The organism is Flavobacterium rarum (SeqCode), from assembly GCF_965234445.1.
Classification (GTDB): Bacteria; Bacteroidota; Bacteroidia; order Flavobacteriales; family Flavobacteriaceae; genus Flavobacterium; species Flavobacterium rarum.
Genome location: NZ_OZ248479.1, coordinates 205,338 through 219,246, shown reverse-complemented (window position 1 = coordinate 219,246; position 13,909 = coordinate 205,338). Strand labels below are relative to the sequence as shown.

Here is a 13,909-nt window from a genome sequence, read left to right as displayed (position 1 = left end):
AAAGTTTTTTTTACTTTGACAAAGATGATGGTAATTGTCTTAAGGACTATTCGATTATCTTATACAATTTATCAGACAGCCTAATTCTAAATGGCACTTTGAAAGTACAGGTCTCGCCCGCTATGGCTTTTGCAGAAGCAATTTCATTGACAAACATTTCTTCAATAATCAATTGTTGTTCTCCGGTTGTTGAACCTTTGATTAAGATTTTGTCACCAATGTTGATTTCGTTTTCTTCGATTAAAAACTGGGCAATGCTTGGTTTCGGGAAAAAGTGAGTTCCTTTTCCAAGGTATTGTTTTTTGATCTTTGGTTCTTTTTTAGCAACCGGTTTTGGTTTTACCAACTCGCTAAGATTAGGAACATTTGCCAAAGGATCTTGATTATTTTTGAAAGTCAAAACGTCTGACTTTCCTTTTTTGAAGATTTTATTTCCGTTTTTAATCCCTCTTCGAATGGCTTTTTGCTCTTCTTCCGGAAGATGGATTACCGTTACACAATCTGTAGAACAACAACCTTCCATTTTTTCCTTGCAAGAATCGCATTGGAGGAAAAGCAAATGGCAACCTTCGTTGGCGCAATTGGTATGTACATCACAAGGTTCACCACATTGATGGCATTGCGATACAATATCGTCTGTAATTCTTTCGCCCAAGCGGTGGTCAAACACAAAGTTTTTACCAATGAATTTGCTTTCCAAACCTTCCGCTTTTACCTGACGTGTATATTCGATGATTCCACCTTCGAGTTGATATACATTTTCAAAACCTTTGTGTTTGAAATACGCGCTTGCTTTTTCGCAACGAATACCGCCGGTGCAATACATCAACAGTTTTTTGTCTTGTTTGTGTTCGGCTAATTGCTCTTCGATAATAGGAAGGGATTCTCTAAAAGTATCCACATCGGGTCTAATGGCTTTGGTAAAATGACCAATTTCAGACTCGTAATGGTTGCGCATATCGACCAAAATTGTGTTGGGATCTTCCAGTAATTCGTTGAATTCCTTGGCTTTTAAGTGAATTCCAATGTTGGTTACATCAAAAGTTTCGTCTTCTAGTCCATCGGCTACAATCTTGTCGCGGACTTTTACAGTGAGTTTCAAAAAGGAATGGTCGTCATGCTCTACGGCAATGTTCAAGCGGATTCCCTTCATGAAATCATACTGTTCTATGGTATTTTTGAATTCGTAAAAATGATCTGCAGGAAGTGATAATTGGGCATTGATACCTTCATGGGCAACATAAATTCGTCCCAGAACCTCGAGTGGATTCCAAGCTAGAAATAATTCGTTACGAAATTGTGTTGGATTTTGAATTTGCGCGTAGGCATAAAAAGACAATGTGAGACGTTGCTTTCCGGCATCGTCAATCATAGTGGCTCTTTCCTCTGCGCTTAAAGTGTTGTACAGTTGCATGCTATAAACTAATTTAAGTTGAGAAAATATAGTGTGATTCTAGTTTCTAGAATTCGGATGCAAATTTAGTGTTTATTTTATAATTATAAAGAAAGGGAGCTAAGTTTATCAGGGCAAACGCATTAAAAATAGTTTAAGTTTTTTTACACGAATTAGCACTAATTTGGATATCATATTATTTAACGAATCTGCCAAAGGCATAATAAATTAGTTAAAATTCGTGTAATTTGTGTCAACTTTTTTTTAATGCGTTTGCCCTAACAAAATAGCCGATTCGATACGAACAATTAATAGGCTTACAATTTGTTCATTGTCTGGTGGTCTGGCGATATTGGCAAAGCATCTGCTTTCTGGAATTCTGCCTAAAAAAACGACTGTTGATTTTTAAGTCGCTTTTAAAATTTAGTGCTATATGCTTCAATCCAAGTAGATGGGGGAAAAATTAGAATTGATAGTTTAAATATAAAATAAAGCAGATTAATCTTTCTCGTCCAATAATGCTTTTTTTACCGCTTTTAACTCGGCTATTTTGGCTTCATCCACTTTTGGGTATTCTAATTCCATTTCATCTAATGCGTGAATAATTGCCGATGCAATCGCGATTCGGGCGTACGATTTGTTATCGGATGGAATCACGTACCAAGGCGATTTTTTGGTTGATGTGTTTTTGATTAAATCTTCATAAGCATGCATATAATCGTTCCAGTAACCTCTTTCTTTGGCATCTGCAGCACTAAATTTCCAGTTTTTTTCCGGGTCGTCCACGCGTTCTATAAAGCGTTCTTTTTGTTCGTCTTTGGAAACATTTAGAAAAAACTTAAGGACAATAGTCCCGTTTCGGTTTAAGTACTTTTCAAAGTTGCGAATGTCTTGAAAACGTTCTTCCCAAATATCTTTGGTAACTAACTTTTCAGGAAGTTTTTGACCTTTTAAGATGGCTTCGTGCACACGCACCACCAAAACTTCTTCATAATACGAACGATTGAAAATTCCGATTCGGCCTCTTTCTGGCAAATGTTTTTGACAACGCCACAAAAAATCATGATCTAATTCCTCTGTGCTTGGTGCTTTGAAAGAGGAAACCTGACACCCTTGTGGATTAACACCCGACATCACATGTTTGATATCACCATCTTTACCCGCTGCATCCATTGCTTGAAAAATAAGTAGTAACGACCATTTGTCCTGAGCATACAATATATCCTGCATAGCAGCTAATGCTTCAACACCCATTTGCAAGGTTTGATTGACCAATGGTTTTCCTTCATCACCCAGATTGAAACTGGCTTTGGTGTCGTAATCTTTAAGTTTGAAGCCTTCACCATCACCAACCCAATATTGCTTTGAGAATTTTTTGGCACCTAGAACTAGTTCTTTTTTGGATAAAGTACTTAGGTCAACTAGTCTTTCTTCAAAATTAATGGAGTCCTTATTGTTTGATTTTGACATATTTACAAAGTATTAAAGTTAAAATATAAATTATAAAATAAAAGGAATATATTACAATTATAAAATTTTTACGCATTTAATCTAAAAAAAATGGAGTTGTTCGATTAAATAAATAATTAGAAAATGATCGGTGAAAATTTTATTTTTTAACGAAGTTAAATATAATTTTTTTATTTTTTATTATAAGAATAATACGAAATATTCTTAAATTAGCCAATTAACTTTAAAATAATATCGATGAATATACTATTAAAAATAAAGTCATTAATACTATTAATGGTAGTATCCTGTTTATGGTTCTCTTGTAAAAAAGAAGAAGTCAAAGTTACGCCTGCAATACAAGTCCCTTTTGTGACAATTCAAAAAGAAGAGGTGCCAATTTACAAAGAATTTGCTGCTCAAACATTTGGAGAATTAGACATCGATCTAACCGCAAGAGTTGATGGCATACTCACAGGGATTCATTTTAAAGAAGGGCAACGCGTCAAAAAAGGACAATTATTATACACCATAGATCCTGTAGAATATGACACAAAAGTAGATCAAGCGGCAGGACAAAGAGATGTTGCTCAAAGTAATTTGGTAAACGCACAAGAAGAGTTAAATAGAATTCGACCATTGGCAAAAATAAATGCCGTAAGTATAAGAGATTTAGATGCAGCAGTGGCCAAAGAAAAAGCAGCGCAATCTAATTTAGCCAGCACCAAGGCAGCCTTAAAAAACCAACAAGTAATTCGTGGATATTGCACTATTTATTCACCAATCGATGGAGTTATCGGATTAAGCATTGCTCGATTAGGCGATTACATTTCTAGAATGGGCGCATCTTCCAAGTTAAATACGGTATCCAAATTAGATGATGTTCGAGTACGATTTGTAATTAGTGAATCCGAATATTTAACATACCAAAAAAACAGACAAAACACCAACAAACTAACCGATTTAGAATTAATACTTTCAGACGGAAGTGTTCATCCTCATAAAGGAGTTATCAATTTTTCGGATGCCAGTATTGACCCTACTACAGGAACGATGACTATTGAAGCTCAATTTCCTAATCCTGAAAATACATTACGCTCTGGACAATTTTCTAAAGTTAGAGTTTTAGTTAGAAAAGAGAAAGATGCAATAGTTGTACCTCAAAAAGCCATAGCCGAAATGCAAGGAATTTACCAAGTAAATGCCATTACCGCCGACAATAAAATTGAAATTCGTGTTATTGAAGTAGGGACTAAAGTAGGTACACAATGGGTAGTTACCAAAGGATTGAAAGCGGGTGATCGTGTGGCTATTGTGGGCAGTTTATTTATTCAACCGGGTTCGCCAATTGTTCCCGTTCCCTACGTTGCAGCAGTTTTGAAAACGAATCCAAACACAAACAACTAAATTATGGACAAGGATAATTTTTTTGTAAAAAGACCGATTGTTGCTATTGTACTATCGATCTTTATTGTAATGATAGGTTTTTTGTCTTTAAAGTCGACACCAATTTCTAAATATCCTGAAATTGCTCCTCCTATTATTCAAATAAATACAAGTTATAGAGGAGCCAATGCTTTGAATGTAGAGCAAGCAGTTGCAACACCTATTGAACAAAAAGTAAATGGGGTAGAGAATATGCTATACATGCAATCGACCAATGCGGGAGATGGAAATATGGGGCTATCAGTAACTTTTGATATGGGAACCAATTTGGATAATGCTACTATGCTCACTCAAAATAGAGTTTCGGAAGCGACTTCAAAATTGCCACAAGATGTAAGAACAAGTGGGGTTACAACCAAAAAATCACTATCAGTTCCTATATTAATTTTGTCATTGTATTCGCCAAATAAAACTTATGATGCGGATTTTCTTAGTAATTATGCCAATATTAATGTTTTAGATGTATTAGCACGTATCAAAGGAGTAGGCGAAGTGGTATTGTTTGGAGGAAGTAATTATGCAATGCGGGTTTGGACCAAACCAGATATGCTATCCAAATACAATTTGACCATTACAGATGTAATGAATGCCATTAAGGAGCAAAATGCTATCGCTCCAGGTGGTAAGTTTGGAGCACCTCCAGGAAAAAATGGCAACGAGTTTACTTACAATGTAACCTTAAAAGACCGTTTGATTACTGCTGAAGATTTTGAGAATATTATATTGAAATCAGACATCGACAACAGACAAGTTCGGTTAAAAGAAGTGGCAACAGTTTCATTAGGAACCGAGAATTATTTCTCTCAAGGAAAACTCAATGGAAATCCTTGTGGGGCAATAGGAGTCAAACAAATGCCTGGATCCAATGCGCTGGAAGTGGCAAAAAATGTGGAACTGGCTATGGATAAATTGGCCGAAAAATTTCCAAATGATTTAAAGTATAAAGTGTCTATGGATACTACTTTGGCGATATCGGAAGGGATTAACGAGATTGTACACACATTGATTGAGGCTATTGTTTTAGTAATTCTGGTTGTGTTTATTTTTCTTCAAAATTGGAGAGCCACATTAATTCCTTTGATTACGGTTCCGGTATCTTTGATTGGAGTTTTTATGTTTTTTCCTTTATTAGGCTTTTCGGTAAATGTACTTTCTTTACTTGGTTTAGTATTGGCAATTGGAATTGTCGTAGATGATGCGATAGTGGTTGTGGAAGCGGTTATGCACCACATACAGCATGGAATGACCCCAAGGCAAGCTACCAATCAAGCGATGAAAGAAGTAGCAGGTCCCGTAATAGCAATTGCTGTTGTATTAACAGCGGTGTTTATTCCAGTGGCAATGACTCCAGGAATTACGGGTCGTTTGTACCAACAATTTGCAATTACAATCGCAATTTCAGTTGTGTTTTCTGCCATAAGTGCCTTGACATTAAGTCCTGCATTGTGTTCTATTTTGTTAAAACCAAATCAAGAAGCAAAAGGCTTGTTAGGCAAATTTTTTACTAAATTCAACCATTTATTCGATTCTTTCACCAATAAATACACCGGAATAACCGCATTTTTAATCAAAAAAACAATGCGTAGTCTTATTTTTATTGGAATCATTGTTGGTGCTGTTATTCTCTTAGGCGGAAAAATTCCGGGTGGATTTGTACCCGAAGAAGATGAAGGGTATATGTTTGTTAATATTGAACTTCCTGGAGCTTCATCTTTAGAAAGAACCACCAGAGTAACGGAACAAGTGGAAGCAATATTGGCTAAAAACCTTGGGATTGAAGATGTAACAACTATAACAGGGTTTAGTTTATTGAAAAATTCGAATGCTACCAATAATGCTTTTATGTTTATTAATTTAAAAGAATGGGGACATCGAGAACAAAATGCAGCTCAAATCTTAAAACAAATCAATGGCCAATTTTTGATGGGAATTACAGATGCTACCGTTTTTGCTTTTGGTCCACCACCAATTGCCGGAATTGGTAATGCAGCGGGTTTCTCCATGATGCTTCAGGATAAAGGAGGAAATGACCCTAAGTATTTGTATGAAAATGCGCTAAAGTTTATGGCTGCAGCTAAAACACATCCAGAAATTGGATCCATTCGTACTACATTCAATCCCAACGTTCCACAAATTCGTTTGGATATCGATCGGGAGAAAGTAACCGAATTAAATCTGTCTATTTCTGAAGTTAATAACACCATTGGTGCCAGTTTGGGAGGTCAATATGTGAATGAATTTAATAAATTTGGACGACAGTATATCGTATTAATTCAAGCTGCTCCAGAATACACTATTAATCCCGAAGATATCAATAAGATTTTTGTAAAAAATAGAGATGGTAGAATGATTCCTTTATCTACAATTGCAACAATTAAGCGTGAAACCGGGCCAGAATTTACTACTCGATTTAATTTATTTCGTGCTGCAGAACTTGGTGGGTCACCTGCTCCTGGATATAGTTCAACCGAAGCACTAAATGCATTGGAAGCTACTGCAAAAGAAGTTTTGCCTAGAGATATGGGGTATGAATGGTCGGCAATGAGCTTTCAAGAAAAAGCAGCCGAAGGAAAAGGGAGCACCGTGTTTTTAATGGCTTTAATTTTTGTGTTTTTAATTCTCGCCGCACAATATGAAAGCTGGAAATTGCCCTTTAGCGTTTTACTAGGAACGCCTTTTGCTGTATTTGGAGCTTTTCTAGGGCTTTATATTTGTAAACTATTTAGTCCTGATTATGTCAATAATGTCTTTGCACAAATTGGACTGGTTTTATTAATTGGTTTGGCGGCCAAAAATGCCATTTTGATAATAGAATTCGCTAAAGCGGAATATGAAAAAGGGGTTCCTTTAGTCGAAGCTTCGTTAACCGCAGCCAAATTGCGTTTCCGACCTATTTTGATGACGGCTTTTGCTTTTATATTAGGAGTTACTCCTTTGCTTACTGCAACTGGTGCAGGAGCTCAAGCCAGAAAAGTGATGGGAATGACCGTTTTTAGCGGGATGCTGGCGGCGACTATTCTAGGCGTTTGTTTTATTCCTGTTCTCTTTGTATTTATTGAAAGTATTGGTAAAAAGAAACATGAAGAAGCCGTTGCCCAAAAAGAAGTAGAACCTAATACTACACATCATGATGAATAAATTTAAAATAAGTGTCGTAATAGTAGCACTTGCTTTACTTCCGATGGGTTGTATGGTAGGTCCAAAATATGCAAGACCCGAAGAACAAAAAGTAACAACATTTAAATACCAAAGTACAAATGCAGATACTGCTGCTGTTGTAACCAATGTGAAATGGTTTGATTTGTTTAATGATGAGGTACTAAAAGAGTTGATTAATAAGGGGCTTCAAAACAATTATGATTTAAAAATTGCAGTTACTAGAATCGATCAAATTACAGCTAAATATGGTTTTACAAAAGCCAGCATGTATCCTTCACTTCAATATCAAGGTACAGTAAACAGCAAAGAGCAACAAATTAATCCTTCTAGCATAGGAGCTAGTATGAATTGGGAACTTGATTTTTGGGGAAAATTTCGTCATGAGAATAAGGCGGTACAAGATGAACTTTTAGGTACGGTAGAAGCTCGTAAAGTCGTGCTTTCGGATATTGTGAGTACTATTGCCATTGCTTATTTTCAGTTGCGAAATTTGGATAACCAATTGGAAATTACGCAAAACACGCTGGCAACCAGACAAAAATCATATGACATTATAAACGAACGATTCAAAGCAGGTTATGTTTCAGAAGTAGACAAAGTGCAAATAGAACAACAAGTTGCTATTGCTGAAGCTGCTATTCCAAAAATTAAAAGAGAGATTACCTATCAAGAAAATACAATTTCTATTTTAACAGGTCAATTACCTACAACCATTCCTAGAGGGAAATCAAACACAGAATTGCAAATTGTGTCACAAATTCCAGCTTCTGTCCCTTCCTCTTTATTAGAAAACAGACCCGATGTAAAAGGGGCAGAGTATCTGTACATGGCATCCAACGAACGAATTGGAGTCGCTCAAGCCATGCGTTATCCTGCTTTTAATATTGGAGCAATAGCAGGTTTTGCAAGTGCCAATTTAAGCGATTTGTTTTTAGGAAGTTCCTATAATCAAAATGCGTATGCAGGTGTTGCTGGACCACTTTTTGCTTTCGGGAAAAATAAAAGAAGAGTAGAAATCTATAGACAACAGGCGGAAGAGTACAAATTTGCTTATCAAAAAACGTATTTGATTGCAGTAACCGAAGTCGAACAAGCTTTGCAAGACATAAAAATGTATAAAGAAGAATGGACAGCTCGAAACAAACAGGTACAGGCTGCTTTAATCAACTATAAATTATCTTCAGCAAGATATGATAGTGGTTATGTTTCTTATCTTGAGGTATTGGATGTAGAACGTAATTTATTTGATGCGCAGTTGAATCTTTCGCAATTATCGGAAAGACAATTAAGCTCTATGGTACAATTGTATAAAGCACTTGGAGGAGGTTGGAATTAATGCTTTTTGTAGTTACAAAGAATCTATGTTGCTAAGATTGTAGAAAAGCAAAAAGGTAACTATTCAGCCTATACCAAATTAGCATAGAAATAAAATAGATAGACACTAATTTCACTCCCGATAGCAATTGAGATTGCACAGATTATTGTGTTGTAAAATTGTTTTTCTGTGACTAGAGCCTGAAAGTGCGACTGGCGTAGCAAATTAGGTAAAGTTTTTTATTTTGAATCTGTTTTAATATGTGAAATTTGTGTCCAACTTTTGTAAGGCTGAATATTGACGTAAAAAGAATAAAAATAACGTTCTAAAATGGACATAAAAAAACCATCAGTTAAGGCTGATGGTTTTTGTTTTTATTGTTGTTTCTTAACAATACTCGTTGAAAGCATCTTTTAAGTTGTCTGCAATAGTTTCTGCTGGACGTCCTTCAATGTGGTGACGCTCTAACATATGAACCAATTCGCCATCTTTGAACAAAGCGATACTTGGCGAAGATGGAGGAAAAGGAAACATAAATCCTCTTGCTGCATCAACTGCTTCACGATCTACACCTGCAAAAACAGTGACTAGATTAGAAGGTTTTTTGGCATTGTCCAAACTCATTTTTGCTCCTGGACGTGCATTTCTAGCAGCACAACCACAAACAGAGTTTACTACAACTAGTGTTGTTCCTGCTGCCTTGATAGCATTTTCTACAGCGTCTGCAGTATGTAATTCTTGAAAACCAGCAACTGTCAATTCAGCTTGCATCGGTTTTACCATTTCTTCTGGATACATATCTATTAATTTTAGATTTTTGATTAACGATTTTAGATTTGAAATCTGACCGCAAAGTTACAAAGTTTAACTGCAAGAATTTAATATCAATTATAAAGTTTTGTTATAGTTTTATTACTATTTTTTTCGATTGAAAATTACGCGAAACAATGCTTTTACAAATGGTAATTTAGGACATTTCAAAATCACTTTCAAATCCTCTAAAAACGAGGTTTCTTCGTCTAGAAATTTAAAAATCAGATTTGGATTTCCTTTTTTAAATAAAGAAGAAAAGATGGTGGATCCCAATTCGTTGTATCGGTCCAAAATGTCTAATAATAACAGATCATAATACCAGAATTTTGACTTGTTATAAAAGGTTTTAAAGTTTTTTTGGGTTTCAAGAAAAGCAACTAATTCAGTTGATTTTTTATCCGAAATTTTAAAAGTATATCCCGTACTGGCTTTTGTCCAGCCACCTGCAGTGCCAATATTCAGCACGCGTTTGGTGTTTTTTTTCCAAAAGGGAAAACAAGTCATTGGAATACTTCCTTGCTCTTTTTCAGTAATTGTATAATTTTGGGCACCTAATTTGGAGAGATAGTCTTGAATTTCGGTTTCGTATTCTTGTTTGGATAATAAATTTTTAGAAAACAAAGTGTACTCTACCAAAGCTTCGGTTTTTGAAGTGGGTAGAACATACATAAACCGAGTATTCCCTTTTTGTTCCACCGAAAAATCCATGAAAGTAGCCTGTTCGGGATTGAATATTTCTGTTTCACTTTTTATAAACCAACCGATGAAATGTTGTTGTAAGACAGGGTAATTTTGTTGGTTTTCTAAAATGTGTTTGTTGTAAATACTATTGAATACCGAATCACAAGTGTATGTATTGGCATCGGTAGCAACAAAAACATGGGTTTCCAATTCGTTTATATCGGTTACTTTTTCGTTTAAAAAAACAATGTTTTTTTGTTTCGAAAGCGTTTCAAAAACCAAGTTGTAAAAATCCAATCCCCTGATTTGATTGTATCGATAAGGTTTTAAGTCTAAATTACGTTGTATACTTTCATTATTAAACAAAGCACAATCCCATTTTTTAGCTACTATGGGATTCCAAATACTTTCATTTTTATCCCAAAAACACCATGTTCTGTCGTTTGTTTTTTTAGAATTTGAATCCAATAGCAATATGCTTTTGTTTTCGAATGTATTGGACAAAACCATTTTATATACAGTCATTAATGCTGCTAATCCTGAGCCTGCAAAAATGTAATCGTAATGTTTGATTTGAGGTGAATTCATGCTCAAAAATAGTTTATTATTCTTTTAATTTTTCTAAAAGAATAAAAAATTCTTTGGCTGGAAGATAATTACTTTGTTGAAAAACAATCTCATTTTGAGCATTCAGAACACAAATGGTTGGGTACGCAGTTTTGTTGTTTATATTGGCTAATTCATAAGCTAATTCGTGTATGCCACCAATATTCCCATTAGCTTTGAATACGAATTTTTTTCCATTTAAAACAATAGGTTGTTTTTCTTCGGCATTCAATGTTACAAAATAGAAGTTTTCATTAAGATTCTTAATCACTTCCTTGTTTTTGAAAGTTGAGTTTTTCATGGCTTGGCAATATTTGCACCAATCGGTATGAATAAACACAATTGTTTTCCGATTTTGATTCTTTTGTAAACTGTCGATTTGCTCGAAAGAATACGTATTAAGTTGTGCAAAACTGGAAGGAATTACAGTTAGAATAAAGAATAGTACTAATACTTTTTTTTTCATCTAATCCAAATTATAACGCAATCCGAAGAAACCACGTATCCCTTGATTGGGTCCGTAAACATAAGTCGTGTCAAAGGTTAAACCATACGGATTTGTTGGAGTTACTTTAACTTTTCCATTCGATTCATATTCTACATTATCATCAAAAGGATCTTCGGTTCTCGAAATCAGGAACGGATTGTTTTGTTTGGGTGTAAAGTTAAGCAGGTTTTTGATGCCTCCATACATTTCAAATCCTTTAAACCCTAAAAAGGTAAATTGAATGTTTTGCAAGCTGTACCAAGGTGAATCTGGATTTCTAGGGTCGGTTTCGCTTAATAATGGTAATTTCATTGGGCTATACACATTCCCAGTATAATCGACCAAAAGATTCCAATTAGTAATCTTGTATGCCACACTCCAAGTGCCTGTGAAATTCTCGGTCAAAAGTGGTCTTGTTTTTATTCCGTTTTCTACATTGGATACATCCATATAGGTCGCACCTATTATAAATTTTAATCCATTGGTAAAATTGATGTCCGTATTGCAACTAATTCCTTGACTTAAGGCATATCCGTCTATGTTGTCATAAATTATTTTGTTGGGATCCGTTTCATAATCGGATACTATTTTGTTGCTAAAGCGGGTATAAAATGCAGTAGTTTCAATACCGAAAAACGTACCATTGTCGAGGTAGATTTTCTTTATATAATTCAAATTGGCATTTATTGATTTTTCTGGATCCAAGTTCGAGGCAATTACTACTTCTCTTGATCCTGTCAAAGCGGCGTGGTCTTCTGTAAACAAGTTGACTACTCTAAATCCTGTTCCTGCGTTAAAACGAAGGATGTTATTGTCATTGAATTTTACTTTATAAGCCATTCTTGGCGTAAAGATATTTCCGTGAATTGAGTTGTAATCGTATCGTAATCCCAATAAAACTTTATGTTTTTCGCTAAAAGCAATTTCATCTTGAACGAAAACACCTGGTAGCCAAGTTTTTTCTGGATTATTAGCGTTGTTCAACATAGTAGCAGGCGTATTATCATCGTAGTAGGTATATCGAGAAGCGATTCCTGCTAAGAGATCATTTTTATTTATTTTTTTGTCCCAAGTAAGTTGTAGAAACCCAATTTTTTGATTGGCAATATAAGAGGTTGTTCCATAACGACTGTCTTGGTAATGCAGCGTTCCTGAAAAAGAAAGCATTAATTTCTCGGTTGTAGGTAGCTGATAACTGCCTAATAATTCCCCTCTTTTGGTATAAATACTTTCACCATATATTTCATCTCCACCACGGTATTTTTTCTCCCAATTCACATCGCCACCCCATCGGTCTTCATACATTCCGCGAGCAGCAATCGTAAAAATGCGATTTTGTTGGCGAGAGAAACTCCATTTATTAAAAACAGAAATTCGATTTTGAGCCGTTACATCCGTAAATCCATCGTTGTCATTGTCAATTGTTTGATTGTAATTGTAATAATTCAATCCTAAAAGTGAAGTTGCTTTTTTTCCCAGATTAAATTTAGCACCCAAATCTACATTGGTTTCCAACCAAGAAGTCGTAAACACATCTGCCGAAAACAGTGGAGCATTGTTAGGGTTTTTGGTTATAATATTAATTAGTCCACCAACGGCTTCGCTACCGTATAGAGAAGAAGCAGGCCCTTTTACAATTTCGATTCGCTCTACCAATGAATTCGGAATTCCCGACAAACCATAAACGGTAGATAAACTACTCACTATTGGCATTCCATCAATCAATACCGAAGTATAAGGACCTTCTAATCCATTGATATGAATGTCACCCGTATTGCAAATACCGCAATTAAGTTGAGGTCGCACTCCATTTACATTTTGTAAGGCTTCGTAAATACTTGGAGTTGGATTTTTTTTGAAAAAAACGGGAGAATATACTTCAACAGGAACGGCACTTTCTAATCTTTTTACCGCTTTTAATGTGCCTGAGACTACCACTTCATTGAGTTCGTTCTCATTGGTTTTTAACTCAAAATTCAGTTGTTCTTCTGCTTGTATTATGATGTTTTTTCTTTGTGTTTTAAATCCTGTTGCCGAAACTTGCACTTTGTAACTACCTTTTTGAATATTTTTAATTTGATAATAACCCATTGCATTTGTTTTTGCAGAAAATGATGTACCTACTAGGGTTACTATTGCATTTTCTATAGCGGTAGAATCCTCTTTTAAATGACCACTAATACAAATATTGTTTTGAGAATAAACAACCGGTACCAAAAACAAAGTCAACACTATAAATAAATGTTTCATATGTGTAAAATATATTTTTAGACAAATCTAAAAAAAATATTCGATAAATGGTATTTAGATTCAAGTTTAATTAGTTAAACCTGTTTGGCTGCATAAAACCCAGTTTCCAAATTAGACATCTAAGCAAAACTGATTTTTTAATAAATGTAAGGGTTCAGGAGCTATTTTTGAAGATTTGTACAAGGTATAGCGAATAGCTATAAAAAGCAACGGGGATGTGACATTATTTTTTAATTTTGCAATAAGTTCTTTGTTGTAAAGTAGGAATCAAAGCTAACTTTTGACCAATAAAAAAAGCCCCCAAATAGCT

General features: G+C 35.0%; 9 protein-coding genes. 3 read left to right on the top strand and 6 right to left on the bottom strand.

Annotated features, from left to right (window positions below; translation table 11 throughout):
- Positions 1-46 precede the first annotated feature (46 nt).
- Both trhO and AC8GF4_RS00860 read right to left on the bottom strand, forming a co-directional pair.
- A complete protein-coding gene (trhO, locus tag AC8GF4_RS00865) occupies positions 47-1,414 on the bottom strand; it encodes an oxygen-dependent tRNA uridine(34) hydroxylase TrhO (RefSeq protein WP_506591848.1) in 1,368 nt (455 codons plus the stop codon).
- 477 nt (positions 1,415-1,891) lie between these two features.
- Positions 1,892-2,863, bottom strand: a complete 972-nt coding sequence (locus AC8GF4_RS00860; RefSeq protein WP_506591846.1) for a polyphosphate kinase 2 family protein — start codon at positions 2,861-2,863, stop codon at positions 1,892-1,894.
- A gap of 237 nt (positions 2,864-3,100) precedes the next feature.
- Here AC8GF4_RS00860 and AC8GF4_RS00855 point away from each other — a divergent pair, with 237 nt between their 5' ends.
- Genes AC8GF4_RS00855 through AC8GF4_RS00845 form a run of 3 tightly spaced genes read left to right on the top strand, consistent with a single transcriptional unit; the run spans position 3,101 to position 8,783 of the window.
- A complete protein-coding gene (locus AC8GF4_RS00855; protein WP_506591844.1) occupies positions 3,101-4,249 on the top strand; it encodes an efflux RND transporter periplasmic adaptor subunit in 1,149 nt (382 codons plus the stop codon).
- Between the two features lie 3 nt (positions 4,250-4,252).
- Positions 4,253-7,426, top strand: a complete 3,174-nt coding sequence (locus AC8GF4_RS00850) for an efflux RND transporter permease subunit (protein ID WP_506591842.1) — start codon at positions 4,253-4,255, stop codon at positions 7,424-7,426.
- Entirely contained in the window at positions 7,416-8,783 is a 1,368-nt protein-coding gene (locus tag AC8GF4_RS00845; protein ID WP_506591840.1) for an efflux transporter outer membrane subunit, read from the top strand. Before AC8GF4_RS00850 ends, AC8GF4_RS00845 begins: the two co-directional genes overlap by 11 nt.
- 366 nt (positions 8,784-9,149) lie before the next feature.
- Here the strand turns inward: AC8GF4_RS00845 and AC8GF4_RS00840 are convergent, their stop codons facing one another.
- The 4 genes from AC8GF4_RS00840 to AC8GF4_RS00825 form a co-directional block, all read right to left on the bottom strand.
- Positions 9,150-9,560, bottom strand: coding sequence for a BrxA/BrxB family bacilliredoxin (locus tag AC8GF4_RS00840; RefSeq protein ID WP_506591838.1), 411 nt, complete (start codon positions 9,558-9,560; stop codon positions 9,150-9,152).
- A 117-nt stretch (positions 9,561-9,677) separates the two neighbouring features.
- Entirely contained in the window at positions 9,678-10,844 is a 1,167-nt protein-coding gene (locus tag AC8GF4_RS00835; RefSeq protein WP_506591836.1) for a lycopene cyclase family protein, read from the bottom strand.
- Between the two features lie 16 nt (positions 10,845-10,860).
- On the bottom strand, positions 10,861-11,328 hold the full coding sequence (locus tag AC8GF4_RS00830) for a thioredoxin family protein (protein WP_506591834.1): 468 nt from the start codon (positions 11,326-11,328) through the stop codon (positions 10,861-10,863).
- Entirely contained in the window at positions 11,329-13,599 is a 2,271-nt protein-coding gene (locus AC8GF4_RS00825) for a TonB-dependent receptor (RefSeq protein ID WP_506591832.1), read from the bottom strand.
- Positions 13,600-13,909 lie beyond the last annotated feature (310 nt).